This window comes from Bradyrhizobium tunisiense, from assembly GCF_042263385.1.
GTDB classification, from domain to species: Bacteria; Pseudomonadota; Alphaproteobacteria; order Rhizobiales; family Xanthobacteraceae; genus Bradyrhizobium; species Bradyrhizobium tunisiense.
Genome location: NZ_JBHLEV010000005.1, coordinates 197,202 through 215,437 on the forward strand (window position 1 = coordinate 197,202; position 18,236 = coordinate 215,437).

Annotated in this window: 16 protein-coding genes; 5 read left to right on the forward strand and 11 right to left on the reverse strand. The window is 64.7% G+C overall.

Features of this window, described 5'->3' with window-relative positions; translation table 11 throughout:
• Positions 1-93 precede the first annotated feature (93 nt).
• A complete protein-coding gene (locus tag ACFDR6_RS23595; protein WP_317240881.1) occupies positions 94-1,368 on the reverse strand; it encodes a cytochrome P450 in 1,275 nt (424 codons plus the stop codon).
• 128 nt (positions 1,369-1,496) lie between these two features.
• Entirely contained in the window at positions 1,497-2,762 is a 1,266-nt protein-coding gene (locus ACFDR6_RS23600; RefSeq protein WP_212088854.1) for a cytochrome P450, read from the reverse strand.
• 342 nt (positions 2,763-3,104) lie between these two features.
• Here ACFDR6_RS23600 and ACFDR6_RS23605 point away from each other — a divergent pair, with 342 nt between their 5' ends.
• On the forward strand, positions 3,105-4,250 hold the full coding sequence (locus ACFDR6_RS23605; protein ID WP_375859818.1) for a YjgN family protein: 1,146 nt from the start codon (positions 3,105-3,107) through the stop codon (positions 4,248-4,250).
• 3 nt (positions 4,251-4,253) lie between these two features.
• Positions 4,254-5,366 (forward strand): M48 family metallopeptidase, encoded by a 1,113-nt coding sequence (locus tag ACFDR6_RS23610; RefSeq protein ID WP_375859664.1) that lies wholly within the window; start codon positions 4,254-4,256, stop codon positions 5,364-5,366.
• Positions 5,367-5,384: 18 nt separating this feature from the next.
• Here ACFDR6_RS23610 and ACFDR6_RS23615 read toward each other — a convergent pair whose 3' ends face one another.
• The 4 genes from ACFDR6_RS23615 to ACFDR6_RS23630 form a co-directional block, all read right to left on the reverse strand.
• Entirely contained in the window at positions 5,385-5,597 is a 213-nt protein-coding gene (locus ACFDR6_RS23615) for a hypothetical protein (RefSeq protein WP_212088858.1), read from the reverse strand.
• A gap of 79 nt (positions 5,598-5,676) precedes the next feature.
• Positions 5,677-6,306, reverse strand: coding sequence for a uracil phosphoribosyltransferase (upp, locus tag ACFDR6_RS23620; protein WP_212088860.1), 630 nt, complete (start codon positions 6,304-6,306; stop codon positions 5,677-5,679).
• A 164-nt stretch (positions 6,307-6,470) separates the two neighbouring features.
• Complete coding sequence (locus ACFDR6_RS23625) at positions 6,471-7,709, reverse strand: URC4/urg3 family protein (protein ID WP_375859665.1); 1,239 nt, start codon at positions 7,707-7,709, stop codon at positions 6,471-6,473.
• A gap of 7 nt (positions 7,710-7,716) precedes the next feature.
• Positions 7,717-8,973 (reverse strand): GTP cyclohydrolase II, encoded by a 1,257-nt coding sequence (locus ACFDR6_RS23630; protein ID WP_317240877.1) that lies wholly within the window; start codon positions 8,971-8,973, stop codon positions 7,717-7,719.
• A 276-nt stretch (positions 8,974-9,249) separates the two neighbouring features.
• Between ACFDR6_RS23630 and ACFDR6_RS23635 the strand changes: the two genes are divergently transcribed.
• Entirely contained in the window at positions 9,250-10,374 is a 1,125-nt protein-coding gene (locus ACFDR6_RS23635; RefSeq protein ID WP_375859666.1) for a threonine synthase, read from the forward strand.
• A gap of 19 nt (positions 10,375-10,393) precedes the next feature.
• On the opposite strand, the gene ACFDR6_RS23640 is transcribed toward ACFDR6_RS23635, so the two are convergent.
• Positions 10,394-11,200 carry a DUF2927 domain-containing protein gene (locus tag ACFDR6_RS23640; protein ID WP_375848480.1) on the reverse strand — a complete coding sequence of 269 codons (807 nt, stop codon included), beginning with the start codon at positions 11,198-11,200 and terminating at the stop codon, positions 10,394-10,396.
• 229 nt (positions 11,201-11,429) lie between these two features.
• A complete protein-coding gene (locus ACFDR6_RS23645) occupies positions 11,430-11,927 on the reverse strand; it encodes a L,D-transpeptidase (protein WP_375848482.1) in 498 nt (165 codons plus the stop codon).
• Positions 11,928-12,256: 329 nt separating this feature from the next.
• Between ACFDR6_RS23645 and ACFDR6_RS23650 the strand changes: the two genes are divergently transcribed.
• On the forward strand, positions 12,257-13,804 hold the full coding sequence (locus ACFDR6_RS23650; protein ID WP_212088872.1) for an acetolactate synthase large subunit: 1,548 nt from the start codon (positions 12,257-12,259) through the stop codon (positions 13,802-13,804).
• A gap of 179 nt (positions 13,805-13,983) precedes the next feature.
• On the forward strand, positions 13,984-14,502 hold the full coding sequence (locus ACFDR6_RS23655) for a hypothetical protein (RefSeq protein ID WP_375859667.1): 519 nt from the start codon (positions 13,984-13,986) through the stop codon (positions 14,500-14,502).
• A gap of 55 nt (positions 14,503-14,557) precedes the next feature.
• Here ACFDR6_RS23655 and ACFDR6_RS23660 read toward each other — a convergent pair whose 3' ends face one another.
• The 3 genes from ACFDR6_RS23660 to ACFDR6_RS23670 form a co-directional block, all read right to left on the reverse strand.
• Entirely contained in the window at positions 14,558-15,700 is a 1,143-nt protein-coding gene (locus ACFDR6_RS23660) for an FAD-dependent oxidoreductase (protein WP_375859668.1), read from the reverse strand.
• A gap of 149 nt (positions 15,701-15,849) precedes the next feature.
• Entirely contained in the window at positions 15,850-17,499 is a 1,650-nt protein-coding gene (locus tag ACFDR6_RS23665) for a M23 family metallopeptidase (RefSeq protein ID WP_375859669.1), read from the reverse strand.
• A gap of 23 nt (positions 17,500-17,522) precedes the next feature.
• Positions 17,523-18,230, reverse strand: coding sequence for a gamma-glutamyl-gamma-aminobutyrate hydrolase family protein (locus ACFDR6_RS23670; RefSeq protein ID WP_375859670.1), 708 nt, complete (start codon positions 18,228-18,230; stop codon positions 17,523-17,525).
• Positions 18,231-18,236 lie beyond the last annotated feature (6 nt).

The following is an 18,236-nucleotide window of genomic DNA, read 5'->3' on the forward strand; positions in this document are numbered from 1 at the left end:
ATTGCGAGCGAAGCGAAGCAATCCAGGCTGTTTCCGCGATGGCAGTCTGGATTGCTTCGTCGCTTCGCTCCTCGCAATGACGGCGGAGAGAGCCTACCCCGGAATCCGCACCGGCAGCGTCTCGTACCCCTTGATGAAGCTGGAATAGATCCGCTTCGGCTCGCCGACGACCTCGATGCGGTCGAAGCGCTTCAGCATCTCCTCCCAGACGATCTTGAGCTGCAGCTCGGCGAGGCGCATGCCGACACAGCGGTGGATGCCGAAGCCGAAGGAGAGGTGCGTGCGCGGGCGCGGGCGGTCGATGATGAAGTCGTTCGGCTTCTCGAACATCTCCTCGTCGCGGTTGCCCGAAACGTACCACATCACGACGCGGTCGCCTTTCTTGATGTGCTTGCCGCCGATCTCGGTGTCGGCAAGCGCGGTGCGCCGCATATGCGCCAGCGGCGTCTGCCAGCGGATCACTTCGGGTACCATGGAATCGATCAGCGCCGGATTGGCGCGGAGCTTGTCGTACTGCTCGGGGTTTTCGTTCAGCGCCAGCACAGAGCCGGTCATGGTGTTGCGCGTCGTGTCGTTGCCGCCGACGATGAGCAGGATGATGTTGCCCATGAGATTGTCGGGGTCCATGTGGCGCGTGGCGTCGTTGTGCGCCATGAGCGACAGCAGATCGTTGCGCGGTGCGGAGTTGACGCGCTCGTTCCACAGCTTCGACATGTAGCCGTAGCACTCGTCCATCTCGCGGCGGCGCTCTTCGGCCGAGGCGACGATGCCGCTCTTGGGCAGCGCGGTCGAGACGTCGGACCAGCGCGTCAGCTTGCGCCGCTCCTCCCAGGGGAAGTCGAACAGGGTCGCCAGCATCTGCGTCGTCAGCTCGATCGAGACGCGCTCGACGAAGTTGAAGGTCTCGTTGCGCGGCAGATTGTCGAGCACGGTCTGCGAGCGTTGCCGGATCAGCTTTGCCAACTCGTCGAGATGCGTCGGCGTGAACATCGGCGCGACGGTCTTTCGCTGCGACGAATGTCTGGGCTGGTCCATCGCGATGAAGCTCGGCCAGTCGTAGCCTTGCGGCACGTCGCGGATCGAGATGCCGCCGAGCGTCGAGTCCGACGAGAAGAGGCCGTGATTGGTGTCGACATGCATGATGTCGTTGTATTTCACCACCGACCAATAGGGCTCGATCGGCGCGTTTGTGCAGTAATGCACAGGCTCTTCCTTGCGTAGCCGCTCGAACCACGGCCACAGCGTGTCGTCCTGGAACAGCCTGGGCGCGCCGGGGTGGAATTGCGCCAGCGGCGTTGCATAGGCCTCCTCGCGCGCCTTCCGCATGCGTTCAGCTTTGTCCACTTTAACCGGCGCTTGGATGTTCATCGTCGTGGCTCCAGTTGGTTTCTAACCTCTCTCGCTTGCGGGAGAGGTCGGCGCGTCCCGGGCGATGCACGGCATCGTCCCGCGCGCCGAGTGAGGGGGCGCAGCATTGTCGTGGGCATAGCTCGAATTCACGCCGCAATCTTCACCGGCAGCTCTTCAAGTCCCTTCACGAAACTCGAATAGACCCGCTTCGGCTCTCCCACCACGTCGATATGGTCGAACCGCCTGAGGATCTCTTCCCAGATAATCTTGAGCTGGAGTTCGGCAAGCCTTAGGCCCACGCAACGGTGGATGCCGAAGCCGAAGGACAGGTGCGTGCGCGGGCGGGCGCGGTCGATGATGAAATCGTACGGCTTCTCGATCGCCTCCTCGTCGCGGTTGCCCGAGACGTACCACATCACGACCTTGTCACCCTTCTTGATCTGCTTGCCGCGGAACTCGAAGTCGGAGAGCGCGGTGCGGCGCATATGCGCCAACGGCGTCTGCCAGCGGATCACCTCGGGCACGAAGCTGTCGAGCAGCGCCGGATTCTCGCGCAGCTTGCGATATTGCTCCGGATGCTGGCTCAGCGCGTGCAGCGAGCCCGACATGGTGTTGCGCGTGGTGTCGTTGCCGCCGACGATCAAGAGGACGAGATTGCCGAGGAAATTTTTTGCGTCCATGTCGCGCGTCGCGGCGCCATGCGCCATCATCGACAGGAGGTCGCTCTTCGGCGGCTGCTCCGCGCGCTCCTTCCATAGCCGCGAGAAGTAGGCCGCGCAGTCCGCGAGCTCGGCCATCCGCTCCTCGTCCGTCGCAACCAGGCCGTCGGGCCCTGGAATGGTGGTGGCGACGTCGGACCAGCGCGTCAGCTTGCGGCGGTCCTCCCAGGGGAAGTCGAACAGCACCGCCAGCATCTGCGTGGTCAGCTCGATCGAGACGCGGTCGACCCAGTCGAACACCTCGCCACGGGGCAGATTGTCCAGGCACTCGGCAGAGCGCTTGCGGATGTTCAGGGCTAGATTGTCCAGATGCGTCGGCGTGAACATCGGCGCCACGGTCTTGCGCTGCGCGGCGTGCCGGGGCGGATCCATCGAAATAAAACTCTCGCGGCGCAGGTCCGGGTCGACGTCGCGGATGGTGATGCCGCCGAGCGAGGAGGCCGAGGAGAACACCGAATGGTTCGTCTCGATTTCCATGATGTCGTTGTAGCGTGTCACCGACCAGTACGGTCCGAACATCGAGTCCTTGCAGTAGTGCACGGGGTCTTCACGGCGCAGGCGGTCGAAGTAGGGCCAGAACGTGTCGGTCCTGAACAATTCCGGATCGCCCGGGTCAAATTGCTCCAGCGGCAGTGAGGTGGCGCGCGCGCGCAGGGCGTCGAGCTTTGCCGCGCTTTCGATGGTCCCATGCATGACCGTTCTCCCTAAAGCATGAACCGCGCGTCGTTGAATTCTGCGCTGCGGTATTTGAACTGCAATTACAGCCGGTTGTCTGCGCCGGAGCAAGGGAGAGTTTTGTTGCGCCCAATCCTGGCGAGCGGATGGGGTGTCGGTGCCGTGACCCGGATGGAGCGAATCGCATCCGGGTTACCGGTCCCGACAAGCGTGATCCCCCGCACACGGTTTGTCGTGAAATCATGCCAGAACCGTCTGGAACCGAGGTAAATCGAACCCGACCATGTTGGGGATCGACCAATCCCTGACCTATAGTTGATTGCAATCGACCAGCATCCCGAGGTTGCCGCCGTGAACGACATGCAATGGACCCCCATCGGCTCCCAGCCCATTCCGCCGCCGTTGCCGCCCACGGGCATCGACTTCACCGGAAGCCGCTCCGAGTTCCGCAAAATGGTCACCAGGGGTGCCATGCTGGAGCTCGTCACCTTCGGCTTCTACCGGTTCTGGCTCGTCACCGACATTCGCCGCCATCTGTGGGCGAACACCGCGGTCGACGGCGATGCCGCCGAATATACCGGGCGGGCCAAGGAGCTGCTGGTTGGCTTCCTGTTCGCGCTGGCGATCCTGGTCCCGATCTATCTCGCCTACTTCCTGATCGGCATCGAGTTCGAGCGCTGGCAGGCCTTTGCCTCGGTGCCGCTGTTCATCGGCTTCTACGCCTTCGGCCAGTTCGCGATTTTTCGCGCGCGGCGCTATCGGCTGACGCGCACGGTCTGGCGTGGCGTGCGGTTCTGGATGGACGGCTCCGGCTGGGCTTATGCGTTCCGCGCCATGGCGTGGGGCCTGCTCGTGTTCCTGACGCTCGGCCTGGCGTTGCCGTGGCGCGAGGCCGCGCTCGAACGCTACAAGATGCAGCACACCCATTACGGCGACCTCCGCGGCGATTTCGAAGGCGACGGCTGGACCTTCTTCAAGCGCGGCTGGTGGCTGTGGCTGCTCAGCCCGGTCGCGCTGGTGATTTTTCCGCTGGCGCCGTTCTTCTATGCCGAATTCAAGGCGCGCGAGTGGCGCTGGTGGCTCGACGGCATCCGCATTGGCGGCGTCAGCCTGACCTCGGACCTGCCTCATGATGCCTTCTACGGGCTGTACTGGAAGGTGATCGGCTGGTGGATGCTGCTCTCGATGATGTTCGCAGCCTATCTCGGTGGCGCCGCGATGCTCGTCGTCTCGCTGGGCGGCGTTCCGGTGGAGGAGGTGTTCGGCTCCGACAATGCCGCCAAGAGCATCCCGATGGTGGTGGTGATGGTGATAGGCTATTTCGCCCTGGCGCTCGCGATCAATATCGTCATGCGGGTCTATCTCCAGCGCGATCTCTGGGCCAAGGTGCTCGAGACCGTCGAGGTGCACAACATCGCGGCCGCCGCCGATGTGCGTGGCAGCGGCCAGCTTGCCAGCGCGCTCGGTGAAGGGTTCGCCGACGGACTCGATGTCGCGGGATTTTGAGCTGTGAGTGAGTCGTCCACCGAGGCCCCGGCGCTGTCCGTCAAGCCGACCATCTTCTTCGACGGCGTCTCGAGCCGCAGGCGTCAGGTGATGCTGACGCTCGGCGATGCGCTCGAGATCGTCGAGGAGGGCGGAACGCCCGTGCGCTGGGCGTATGCCGACATCCGCCGTGCCGACAGCCCGGCCGGGATCTTGCGCCTGGCGTCGACATCCGCCACGCCACTCGCGCGGCTCGAGATCCGCGACGCTGCGCTCGCAGCGGATGTGACCGCGCGATGCTTGCGTCTCGACGATCACCAGACCTCGCGGCGCGGTACCGCGAAGATCGTCGGCTGGTCGGTGGCCGCCGCCGTCTCCATCGTCTGCGTCGTCCTGTTCGGCGTGCCGCTCGCCGCCGACCGTCTCGCGCCGCTGGTGCCGAAGCCAGTCGAGCGGCGGATTGGCGATGCCGCCGAGGTCCAGGTGAAGACCATCTTCGGCCGCAGCGTGTGCGAAGACCCCGCAGGCAAGGCCGCGTTCACGAAGCTCGTCAATCGCCTGCGTGATGCCGCAGGTCTCGACGATGATTCCATGACGGCGGGCGTGCTGCCGACGGCGGTGCCGAACGCCTTTGCGTTGCCGGGCGGCAAGGTGTTCGTGCTCAAGGGCCTGCTCGACAAGGCCGAAAGCCCCGACGAGCTCGCCGGCATCCTCGCCCACGAGCTCGGCCATCTCAAGCATCACGACAATATGCGCGGCCTGATCTACAACGGCGGCACCTCGTTCCTGATCGGCCTGTTGTTCGGCGATGTCACCGGCTCCTCTGCCGTGATCTTCGCCTCGCGCAGCCTGGTCGAGGCCTCCTATTCGCGCGAGGCCGAGACCGCCGCCGATACGTTCGCGATCGAAGTCATGCACAAGCTCGGCCGCTCGCCGAAGCCCGCTTTCGAGCTGATGTACCGCATCACAGGCAAGGAAGGCGGCTCCACGCTCACGACGATCCTCGCCAGTCATCCCCTGACCGAGGACCGACTCGCCCGCATGACCAGGGAAGATCGCCCCGCCAGCGGCCCGCCGCTATTGACGGACAAGGAGTGGCAGGCGTTGAAGGGGGTTTGCGGTAGCGGGAAGGTATGAGCCGCCCGCAGCCGGCCCTTACTTCGCCGGCGTAGCCGGCGGATTTGAGCCCGTGGTCACGCTCGGCGCGTTGTTCGGACTGGTCGACGTCGCCTGCGGACTAAACTCGCGACCATTGTAGAAGAAGACGGCCGCGACCACGGCGATCACGAAGATCGCGCCGATCGCCCAGCCGACCGGGCTGTTGCGGCGTGCTCTGTCCGTCCTGCTGTCGTCATTCTGATAGGTCATCGTGCTCTCCATGCAAAGCAGGAGAACCTCGCGCCATGGAAGCCGTTCCTAACATCGGGTACACGCGGCCGCGTGGTACCTACCGCGTTCCGTAAGCGCGGTCGCCGGCATCGCCGAGGCCCGGCAAGATAAAACCGTTCTCGTCGAGCCCCTCGTCCACCGCAGCCGTCCAGATCGGAACGTCCGGATGCAGCCCGCGCAGCCGCTCCAGGCCTTCCGGTGCTGCGATCAGGCAGGCGAGGCGGATGTCCCTGGCGCCGCGCTCCTTCAGCCGATCGATGGCGGCGACCGTCGTGTTCGCGGTCGCGACCACCGGCGTCACCACGATCGCAAGGCGCTCGCCGAGGTCGGACGGCGATTTGAAGAAATATTCGACCGCGGCGAAGCTGTGCGGCTCGCGGTAAATCCCGATATGGGCGACGCGCGCGGTCGGCACCAGGTCCATCATGCCGTCGACGAAGGTGGTGCCGGCGCGCAGCATCGGCACGAACACCAGCTTCTTGCCGGCGATCTTGGCCGAGTGCATCGTCGCCAGCGGCGTCTCGATGACGGTGTCGGCCAGCGGCAAATCGCGCGTGACCTCGTAGCACAGGAGCATGCCGATCTCCTTGATCAGCTCCCTGAACGATTTTGTCGAGATGGACTTGTCCCGCACCAGCGTCAGCTTGTGCTGCACCAGCGGATGATCGACGATCGTGACGCCTTCCATGATCGGTTGCTCTCTTCTTCCCTTCTGCCCTTGTGGGAGAAGGTGGCGCGAAGCGCCGGATGAGGGGTCTGCTTCCACGAACTCCAGTGAGAGACGCGTCCGGAGACAGACCCCTCACCCGCCTCGCTTTCGCGAAGCCACCCTCTCCCGCAAGGGGAGAAGGTTCAGAAAACCGTGCCGTCGCTGATCACCTTGAGCGGCGGTGAGCCGTCGGGGCGGCGTGCGAAGGCAATGGCACGGCCGGCGGCCCAGGTGCCGCCTTCCAGAATGCTGGCGAGCGGCAATGTCTCGCGCGTGCGGCCGAGTTTTGCGCGAACGAGTTCGGCTAGCCGATCGAGCAGCGCCACCGTCAGCGCGCGCCATTCCACGACGAGCAGCGAATCCACCGCATGCGCGCGCTCGGCGTCCGCGGGATCGCGCAGCCGCAGTACCGCATGATCGACGAACAGTCCGCCATTGCGATATTCGGCAAGTCCCGTCAGCCCGTCGATGTCGGTGACCTTGAACCCGGCGCGCTGCAGCGGTTCGATCAGCGAATAGCTCAGCCATTGTGACAGCTTGTGCAGGGGCACCAGGCCTGCGGTCGCCTCATCCGTCGTGATGGCCGGGTGACGCCAGCAATCGCCCAGCGGAATTCCTGCGAGCTCCAGCCGAGACGGCCAGATCGGTCCGAGCTGGTCCAGCACCGCCGACAGAACGGCGGGCGCAGCAACAGTGCCGCCGACGGCTTGCGCGGCGATGTGATCGAACAGGCCGCCGGGCCGTGGCGTGTCATGCAGGCCGAACACGTCCGCGCGCTCCGCCACCAGCCTGCCCAGGCGCTGCAGCAGATCGGTTCGCCCTTCGAGCCCTAGCAGCGGATTGGCCGCGTTCACCTGAAACGCCGCCGCAAGTGCGTCGAGCGGCAGCTCCGCGAGCACGCCTGCATCGGCCCTCAAGGGCGAGCGGGCATCGCGCGAAAAGAGACCGCTCGCGAACATGTCGAGGCTTGCGACCGCAAGCCCCTCGGACCGGCCGATGCTTTCTCCCGTCACCGCGTCGCGATATCGCCACGCCGCACCCGCGCCGGCATCGAGCAGCACGCTGACGATGGCGAGGTCGAACTCGGCGCGCGCACGTGCCGCGCGATCCGGCCACAATGCAGCGTCGGCAAGTCGCGCCCAGCGGTCGACGCCCTCAATCACAAAATGCCGCCATCTTGCGTGGAACGGCACGTCCAGCGTCGGATAGGCTTTTCGCGTGACAGCCAGCACGGCCTCCGCGACACCATCCATGCGGTCGAGATCAACAGTGAAATGGCTCAAGCCTCCGGCAACGCCGATATCGAGCATCTCGCCGGCCCGCGCGCGAACCGCTGCTGCGGTGAGCAGCGCGCGCGCCTGTCGTTCCAAAGCCTCCGCCATCGCGCGATCAGTATTTTTCCAGCGAGCGGCCGACCACGCCATCCACGTCCTTTTCCGGCGCGATGTCGGTCGAGTAATAGCCGGCGGCTTTCTTGGCGGCGATCTCCACATAGGCGTCGGCCGGGATCAACTCCGGCGGGATCGGCACGCGCTCGACGATGTCGATGCCCTGCGAGGTCAGCGCGTCATGTTTCATGTCGCTCATCGACAGGAAGCGGTCGATCCGCTTCAAGCCGAGCCAGTGGATCGTATCCGGCATCAATTGCTGGAAGCGCGCGTCCTGCACGCCGGCGACGCATTCGGTGCGCTCGAAATAGGCGGCGGCCGCATCGCCGTCCTCCTGGCGCTTGCGCGCGTTGTAGACCAGGAATTTGGTGACCTCGCCGAGCGCGCGCCCTTCCTTGCGGTTGTAGACGACGAGCCCGAGCCCGCCCTCCTGCGCGCCGCGCGCCGATTCCTCGATGCCGTGGATGAGATAGGGCCGGCAGGTGCAGATGTCGGAGCCGAACACGTCGGAGCCGTTGCATTCGTCATGCACGCGGCAGGTGATCCTGGTGCGATGGTCCGGCAGTTTCGTCACGTCGCCGAACATGTAGACCGTGGTGCCGCCGATCGGCGGCAGGAAGACCTTCATGTCCGGCCGCGTGACCAGTTCGGGGAACATGCCGGCGGTCTGCTCGAACAGCGTGCGCCGCAGCTCGGTCTCGCCGGTGCCGAAGCGCACCGCAAGGCCGGGCAGGTACCACACCGGATCAATCGCGATCTTGACGACGGACACGCTGCCATTGGCGTGCACGACCTCGCCGTCGGCGCGCAGCCGCTTTGCAGCCAGCGCCTCGCGGATCTCCGGCAGGTCGAGCCGCGCCCGCGTCACCGCGATGCTCGGGCGGATGTCGACACCCTCCGCAATGTCCTTGCCGAAATTCTCGGCGACCAGATGTCCCCACGGATCGAGCGCGACGATTTTTGCGGGATCGCACCATTGCTCGAACGGCCCGATGGTCGCCGCCGGAAACGTGTTGGTGAGATCGGGCCGCCGGATCGGATCGAGCGCGCCGGCGGAGACCGCGAGCGCCCGGTACATCGCATAAGATCCGCCATGGCTGCCGATCACGTTGCGATCCGCGGCACGTGACACCGTCCCGATGATCGGTCCACGGGCGCGTGCGTCGGCCGCGCCCCAGTGGATCGGAAAGGCGGCCTTCCGGCCCGGCTCCGGATGCGAGGTGAGGCGGATGTGGTCGGTACGGTTCGCGCGGCTCATGTCCAGGCTCCCAAAAAGCCAACGGCCCGCCGCTCGGACGGGCCTGGCTCGGTCGCGTTACCAGTCGTGGACACCGGCGACGCGAGCTCAATCCAACATATTGTAGCGGCAAGCCGCGACAGACAAGTTAATCGTGCCGGGCGGGGAGGGCCGGTTGCGGCCCAATCCATGACGCCTGCCGATCTCGCGGCTGCGCTCACGCAGTCAGTTTAAGAGATTGAAATATTGTCATTTTTCGTGTTTTCAAGGGCCAATCGTTTTGCCCTGGAGACTGCCATGCCCGCCGCCAGCTACATCGACCCCCGCAACGAACGGCTCTATCCGCTCGACCAGCCGCGCTGGTGCTCGGACGAGCGCACGCCGCTGCTGGTGACGCCGGGCGCCGGCATCTCGCGCGAGGACATCGACGGCCGCACGCGCTCGCTCTGGCGCTACCGTGCGGCGCTGCCGGCGGACATCAAGAACCCGATCACGCTCGGCGAGGGCTGCACGCCGCTGATCCAGCAGGACTGGGGCGATCTGCGGCCGTTGTTCAAGCTCGAATGGTTCAATCCCACCGGCAGCTTCAAGGACCGCGGCTCCGCCGTGATGCTGTCCTTCCTGCGCCAGATCGGCGTCTCAGCCATTCTCGAAGACTCCTCGGGCAATGGCGGCTCGTCGATGGCGGGGCTGGGTGCCGGCGGCATGCGCGTGAAGATCCTGGCGCCTGCCTCGACCTCGCCGGCCAAGATCGCGCAGGTGCGCGCCTATGGCGCCGCGGTGCAGCTTGTCGAGGGACCGCGCGAGGAGTCGGAAGCCGAGGCCATCCGGCAGTCGAGCCAGACCTTCTATGCCAGCCACAATTGGCAGCCTTTCTTTCTCGAAGGCACCAAGTCGCTCGCCTATGAGATCTGGGAAGACCTCGGCTTCCGCGCGCCCGACAACGTCATCGTTCCCGTCGGCGCCGGCAGCAGTCTCCTGGGCTGCGCCTTCGGCTTCCGCGAGCTCTTGAAGGCCGGCCAGATATCGAAGCTGCCGCGCCTGTTCGCGGCGCAGCCGCTCAATTGCTCGCCGATCGATGCCAGCTTCAGGGCCGGCGTCGATACGCCTGTGACCCGCGAGGTGAGCAAGACCATTGCCGAAGGCACCGCCATCAAGAATCCGCTGCGCATGCGCGAGATCATCGGCGCCTTGCGCGAGAGCGGTGGCGGCACTGTCGCGCTCACCGAGGCGGAGATCGTCGCCGCGCTACGCCGTCTCGCGCGTCAGGGCCTGTTCTCCGAGCCGACCAGCGCCAGCGCCGCCGCGGCGCTCGACAAGCTCTCCGCCACCGGCGCCATCAAGGCGAACGAGACCACGGTCGCGGTGCTCACCGGGACGGGGCTGAAAGCGGCGACGACGGTTGCGGATCTGGTGCAGTAGGGCGGAGGGTAAGAAAACCTCACTCCTTCAGATCGTTCACCCGCTTCACCCACGCGCGCACGTCCTTGAGCACGGCGGGCAGCACCGCCTTGACATCAGCCACTGTCATGCCTGCCTTGATGCGGGGATCGTACAGCAGATTGAGGATGTACTGGTCGTAGACGTCGAAAAAGCCCATCGAGACGTTGTCGTTGAACATGGTCCAGGGCACGCTCGCGGTGTCGTTGATCGGCCCGAGCGATTGCAGCAGCTCCTCATAGGCGCAGTCGAGGAAGGTGAAGTCGCCATTATCGACGGTGAGGATGACGTCGGCGTGCTCGATCTCGAAATTGTCGTTCTTGCGGAAGCCGGACAGGCATTGCGGATCGAGGGAGGTGCGGATCTCGCGCGCCTTCTCGGCGCCGTAGAAGCTGGTAAGGGTGCGGAAGAGATCGCGGTCGCGCACCAGCTTCACGCGCACGTTCGCCGCTTCGGAGGTCGCGATCATGGCGAGGTCGAGATGCTGCACGCGCTTGCCGATGTCGGCCACGACCTTTGCGAGCTGCGCCTTGCGGTCAGTGCGCTCGCTCTCGGCGTAGACGCGCACGGGTCCGTCGAATTTGCGGATACGGTCGACGCGGCCGGCGAGGTGATATTCGGCGCCGAACGCCGTCTTCAGGAAACCGTCGACGATCTCGCCGTCGGTGAAGCTCTTCTTCTCGGCGCGCTGGCGCGAGGAGATCGCGGGCAATTCAGCCGCGGCGGCCATGGCTGCAAGGTGAGGCACCAATGTGAGCGCGGCGAGCGCCAATAGTGCGATGCGAAGGCGAGGCGAGGGCGGATTCATTGCGCTCATCGTCGTGCAACGCTGCCGCATTCGCCGCGCGCGCACAAGACCACAAATTCACGCGGCCGGCGGGTTCCTGCTACTTTCAAGCGCGGTGCCGTAGGGTGGGCAAAGGCGCGAAAGCGCCGTGCCCACCGTCTCTCGCCATCAGCCACAAATCGTGGGCACGCTTCCGCCGTCGCTCTTCGAGCTATGGCGGACAAGTCGCTTTGTCCACTCCATTCCCGGTCTAGTTCTTCAGCACCACCACGGTGGTGCCGACGGCGACGCGGCCATAGAGGTCCGTGACATCGTCATTGGTCATGCGGAAGCAGCCCGAGGATACCGCCTGGCCGATCGTCTCCGGCTCGTTGGAGCCGTGGATGCGGTAGAGCGTCGAGCCCAGATACATCGCGCGGGCGCCGAGCGGATTGTCGACGCCGCCCTTCATGTGGCGCGGCAGGTCGGGCCGGCGGGCCAGCATTTGCGACGGCGGCGTCCAGTCCGGCCATTCCTTCTTGGCGGTGATCCTGTGCACCCCGCCCCAGCGGAAGCCGTCGCGACCGACGCCGATGCCGTAGCGCAGCGCCTGGCCGTTCTGGAGCACCAGATACAGCCGGCGCTCGCCCGTGTTCACCACGATCGTGCCGGGGGCGTAGTTGCCGTTGTACATGACCGTGGTGCGGGGGATCGGGCTTGCGCCGCTACCGAGAAAGCCGGTGGCGCTCGTGCCCGTGAAGTCTATCATCCCCGCCGCCGATGCAGCGGTCGCGCCCGCGAGCAACAGCGCCATTGCGGCAATCGGTGCGGCAAAAAACCGGATCATTGTCTCCCCCAGCAAAAAATCGATTCAACTGACGTCACTGGCCATATTTGCAGGCATTTCGCAAGCCACGGGCCCGTGAGGGCCGTCATCCTCCACGGTCGGCGTTATCAAATCGGCAACCATGCCAGCTTGCCGAACCCGCGCGTCGTCGCGCGGGGCAGGGCAGCGATGCCGCCTATTGCTTTGACGGAACGCGCGAACAATGATTGATCGAACGGATATCTGGACATGGCCGGTTGCGGGAGCCTCTGATGAACGGTGCGGAAAGCCTGGTGCGGACGATGGTCAAGGGTGGGGTGGACGTCTGCTTCACCAACCCGGGCACCTCCGAGATGCATTTTGTCGCAGCGCTCGACCGCGTGCCCGGCATGCGCTGCGTGCTCGGCCTGTTCGAAGGCGTGGTGACGGGCGCGGCCGACGGCTATTTCCGCATGAAGGGAACGCCGGCCTCGACCCTGCTGCATCTCGGCCCCGGCCTCGCCAACGGCCTTGCCAATCTCCACAATGCCAAGAAGGCCAATTCCGGCATCGTCAATATCGTCGGCCAGCACGCGGTCTACCATATCGGCTTCAACGCGCCGCTGACTTCCGACATCGAGGGCCTGGCCCGGCCGATGTCGTCCTGGGTCCGCACCTCGCCGGACGCCAAATCGGTTGCCGCTGACGGCGCCGCGGCCATTGCCGCCGCAAAGAGCGCGCCGCCGCAGATCGCGACCCTGATCCTGCCAGCCGACACGGCCTGGAACGAGGCCGACGGCATCGCCGAGGTTCCCGCCGAACAGCAGCGCGCGAGCTATTCGCCGCAGGCGGTCGAACAGGCCGCAAAGATCCTGCATGGCGACGGCGAGGGCACGCTGCTGCTGATGACCGGCAGCGCCTTGAGTGAGCAGGGACTTGCGCTGGCCGAGCGCATCGCCGCCAAGACCGGCTGCACCGTGATGGGCCCGACCTTCCGCCCCAGGATGGCGCGGGGCCGCGGCCGCTATTCGATCGACCGCATCCACTACGTGATCGAGAACGCGCTGCCGATGCTGGCCAAGTTCCGGCACATCGTGCTGGTCGAGGCCGACGATCCCGTGGCGTTCTTCGCCTATCCGAACAAGCCGAGCATGCTCAAGCCCGAGGGCTGCGACGTCCATCGCATGACCTCCTGGGGCGAGAACTCGGTCGCAGCGCTCGAAGCGCTGGCCGGTGCCGTGAAGGCGAGCGCCAAGGACGTCAAGCCGCAAGCGTTGCAGGAGCTGTTCAAGCCGACCGGCGCGCTGACCCATGCCTCGATCGCGCAGTCGATCGCCTACGCGATCCCCGAGAATGCCATCCTGGTCGACGAATCGCTCACCACCGGCCGCGCCTTCTTCCCGCCGACGGCGGCCGCCGCGCCGCACGACTGGCTGCAGAACATGGGCGGCTCGATCGGCTTCTCGACGCCGCTGTCGATCGGTGCGGCGATCGCCTGTCCTGACCGCAAGGTGATCTGCATGGTCGGCGACGGCAGCGCGATGTACACGATCCAGTCGCTGTGGACCCAGGCGCGCGAGAACCTCAACATCGTCACCATCGTGTTCGCCAACCGCATCTACCAGATCCTCCGCGGCGAGTTCGACAATGTCGGCGCCGGCGAGCCCGGCCAGCGCGCCAACGACATGCTGCGGCTCGACCGCCCGACGCTGGATTTCGTCGCCCTGGCGAAGGGCATGGGCGTGCCCGGCCGCGCCGTCACCAATGCCGACGAATTCAACAAGGCGCTGGCCGAAGCCGTCGCCGAGCCCGGGCCGCGGCTGATCGAAGTCCAGATGTAGGGGCTGGCTGGTCGCGCCGCGAATCCAGGACATCCTGAGGGCCTCGCCCAAGCGGGCGTTTCGAAGGATGCTTGCAGGTGGGATACTGGCCTTCATGGTTCGAGACGCGCGTTCCGCGCTCCTCACCATGAGGGTCTGACGGCGGCGCAATGAGTGCGCGTGGTGGGCCCGGAGGCACGATGCAGACCGAGCTGAACAAGGTGATCGCAGCGCTCCGGGACTTCTACGCCCATGAAGCCTTCCTGTTCGAGAAGGACATCGGCGAGCGCGCGCTCACGCACCGCTTCGCCGTGCATCTGGAGAAGCAGTTCACGGGCTGGTCGGTCGACTGCAACTACGACCGGCTCGGCGAACGCACGCTGCATCTGCCGCACGGCACCATCATCTCGACCGACGATCATCTGGGAAAGTCGATCTATCCCGACGTCGCCGTGCACCAGCGCGAGATCCCGAACAATCTGCTCACGGTCGAGATCCGCAAGGCCAGCAATCACACGCCGCTCGAGCACGACCAGCACAAGCTGAGGGCGCTGACCGATGTCCATGTCTGGTTTCCGTACTGGATCGGCGTGCTGCTGGTGCTGGACCGGCACCACGTGACGATGTCGGAAGTGTATGTCAGCGCCGCCGTCGACGAGGCGCAGTCGCGCTGGTTCGCGGCGCGGCTGGCGGAGGTCGGGCTCGGCGCTACGCAGTAGCGCGCGTCCTCATACAGGCCGGATTTCGAGGACGAAGCGGCAGGCCGTCCATCCGTCACTCATCCCGGATCATCCATTCCGGAGCGATCGTCGTGACACCGTCGAACACATCTTTCAGGTGCTGGACCAAAGCCGCGCAGCGTTGCGGATCGGGGTTGTCATCCGTGAAGCTGGTTTCCTCAGTCCCACCGATCACGACGCAGTCCGTGCGCGGAAACACGTATCCGCTCCCACTGAACAGATATTGCAGTCGGGGCTGCGCCGGCAACATTACCAGTTGGCCTTTGATCGGCATCAGATTGGGGTCGGGCCAGATGGCGTCCGAGCCCGCCCCGGTACAGTTGACGACGATGTCCGCTGCAAGTGCGCGAACTTGATCTTCGGAGAAGAACTCCTGCTGCACGATTCGCACACCATTCTTCTGCAGTTCCTGCTGGAGCTTGGTCAGAAATATCGGGGGTTCGACCAGCAGGGTCGAATATCTCCAACCTGATCGGTTCATCGTTGTAAACGGCAGCCGGTTCAGGAAAGTGCGCGGCACGAGATCGGGCGGGACCTCCGTGAACGACGGGAGCTCGATGAGGGAGTAGTTGTCCCGAGGGGAGACGCCGTAGGCGCTGCCGCGCAACCCATGCTCCCTGTGGGATCGGCGCAGGATGCGGACAAACTTGTCCCTTTCGCTGGCTTGGAACGCTACCTTCGAAGCAGCCCACTGGCCGCCGGCTACGTTCGATGTCGTCTGCGGGGTCAAATGCTTGGCAAACACCGTCGCTTGCATTCGCAGCTTTTCGGTCAACCATGTTGCCGCCGTCAGGCCCATGACTCCGGCTCCCAGGACGGCAACCGGCTTTCCTGCCGGATTAGGAAATTGCGCCGTCACGATGTCCGCGACTTCCTGCGCACACCCCCAGCTCATCGTGATGCCGGCGCCGCCGTGCCCGTAATTGTGAATCACGAGCTTGCCTCCGCTCAGCACCTGCTTCTCCAGCCGGTAGGTACTCTTCCGGTAGGGCCGCAGTGCCGCTTTCAGCGGAGTTAGCCCGGGGACGTAGGTGAAATCGGGATTCGGCTCGACGACCGCGGCCGCATCGGCGGTCTGAGCACTCCCGGTGGATTGGCTCCAGGCCGCGCCCGATAACGCCGGCGCTGCGAGTCCTCCCCCGATCACACGTAAAAAGTCCCGCCGTGCAAGCCTCATCGCACCTTCTCCCTTGCCATAAAGGAGCGCCGCGCCCCCAAGGCCTATCACGCACGGGGCGCATTGCTCCGACAGCCGTTGAACGGACTCGCAATCCCTGACAGCCGCAAATCAAAACCGAACGCACTCCTCCTCGCAGCATCCCGCTCTCAGGGAATTTCCGTTCCTTGCATGCCGATCAGCTGCTCATACGACCGGATGAGCGTCCAGTAGGGGGAAGCCGTGCAACCGTAGCCCCCGCATGTTTCCGTTTGCGACCGGATCTCGAAGTGCAGATGTGCCGTCGTGCCGTTCGGGGTGGTGTGCATCCAATTCCCGACCTTGCCTATCTTGTCCCCACGATTGCGGCGGACCATGTCGCCTTGCTTCAGGCCGGCCTTCCTGAGCGCATCGGGGCTCATGTGAAGGTACACAAAATAGACGCCGGTATCGTTCTCGGCGATGAACTTCACATTGTTATTGGCTTTCCAGAACGCTTGACCCTTGGTCACCGCGACCACGTCGAACAAGTCGATCTTGCAACGCGTGCCGTCATATCGGCATTCACGGGGGCGGATGTCCTGGCCTTCGTGAGCCCGCCTTCCGGCCGGGCAGTCCCTGGGCTCCCGCGAATTGTCGTTCCGCTCCTCGCAGTAATTATCACGCCACGGGAAGGCGTAGTTCTCCGTCTTGTCTTCGCGAGGCTCGAGTATCTGGCCTGGATTTTGCCGGCATTTGTAGCGACCGCCACCCACAGGGATCTTCTGGCCGAGGCAATCGCCTGCATGCATGAAGGTTTGCGAATTTGCGTAGGTTGGATCCAGCTCTATCGGGAAACGCAAATTACCCCCGCCCCACAGGATCTTCTGCGTCACGCCTCCGCGGCCGTCCTGGCTTGTCCCTGGCAGGAGATTGCCCGGCGCATGATAAGCGAAAGCGGGGCTCATCTTCAGGGGGCGCGGCGATGCGCTTCCCGCCGCATGAGGAATAGGAAGCGGCAAGCCACCGACGAGGCGGAGATCGCGAAGCACCGTCCGGAGAATCCCCTCGACCTTCGCACAGGGGAAATCCGCAACGAACGGCGGATCGCTGGCACAGGATATGTTTGCGAAGTAGAAAACGCCGTACTTGACGAAAGTGTACGTCAGACCGTCGTCGCTGAAATTGCGTCGAAGTCGCGGATACATGTCCTGCAGCGCCTGGTCCTCGACGGCATCGCCCCGCCGCGCATCCCCGCCGCTCTTGTCCTCATTGTTGGCGTCATACAGCAGGCCGGTCCCGCCGAGATGAATCCGCACGAGATTTGCATTCGCCTTGTAGCCGCGGGGGAGCAGCGACGGTTTGACGGTGAGGATGGCGTCATAGCCGGTCGTCTTGCCGAGGAACTGCATTCTGCTGATGGCCGGGCTGAGAAAAGCGTTGGTGCCTTTCGGCCCGAAGCCACGCGAGCTGACGAACGCGGACACATATCGAGAGCTGTCGATAGGTGCCAGCACGGGAATCGGTACCTTCGCGATGCGCGGATTGACGCTAGCCGTCATCGCATTGAGCGACACCAGAGGCCGCAACGCTTCCTTGTCCGCAAAGACGAGGCCTTCGAGTTGCCGGTCGATGTCGGGCCGCAGCCTCGCTGCGAGGCTCTTTGGCAGCGCTCCAAGCTCAGGTGCCATTGCCAGAACGTCTCGAGACACATCCTGCCAAACGATGGTCACGACCCTTGCGGTCGGAACCGTTTCGGTTTGAGCCATGGCGGGGACGCGAAGGCCGAAGACGGCAAGTCCCAGCGCGATCGCTGCCATCCGGGAATTCCAGCTTTGCATGGCGCTCTCCCGCCAATTGTCGGTCAGTTGCCGCTACCCGTTACGCATGCTTTCACGAAGCCTCGAAAAAGGTGGTTGCCAGGGTGGTCGTCGGCGGCAAACTGCTCCTGATGCCACTGAACGCCGAGCGCAAAGGGGTGCGCTGGAATCTCGATCGCCTCGATGACCCCGTCATCGGAACGGGCACTGGCGATCACTGACGAGGACAGTTCGCCAACCGCCTCCCAGTGGAGTGTATTGACGAGCATTTCGGGGACTCTCGCCAAGGCCGCCAGCTTCGTGCCGGGGGTGAGCGTCACACGGTGCAGCAAACCTTTCTTGTCGTGTTCGATGATCGAGGGGCCCGAAGCCTTGACGTCGGACCACAACCGGCACCCATGAAGGCCGGCGAGCAGCTGCATGCCGGCGCATATCCCGAGAACAGGCTTTTCGCGGCGCAGAAATTCGTTGGTGATTTCGCGCTCGATGGCCAGTCTCTCCGAAGCCGGAGCCCTCGATAGCCTGCCCTGGAGATACCAGTCGTCCGGGTAAGAAAACCGTCCCCCGACGCAGAGCAGGCCATCGAATTCCTCGGCGACCGGCGCCACGATTTCGGGGAGGTAGGGGATGCCGAACGGCAGGCCGCCGGCGTCCCGGATCGCCGTGAAATAGCTCTTCGCAGCCTCGTAGCGGCTTCCATCGCCGCTGGTATTCTCGTCGAGGATCACCGCGATGCGTGGCGTGCGCGCCATGGGATG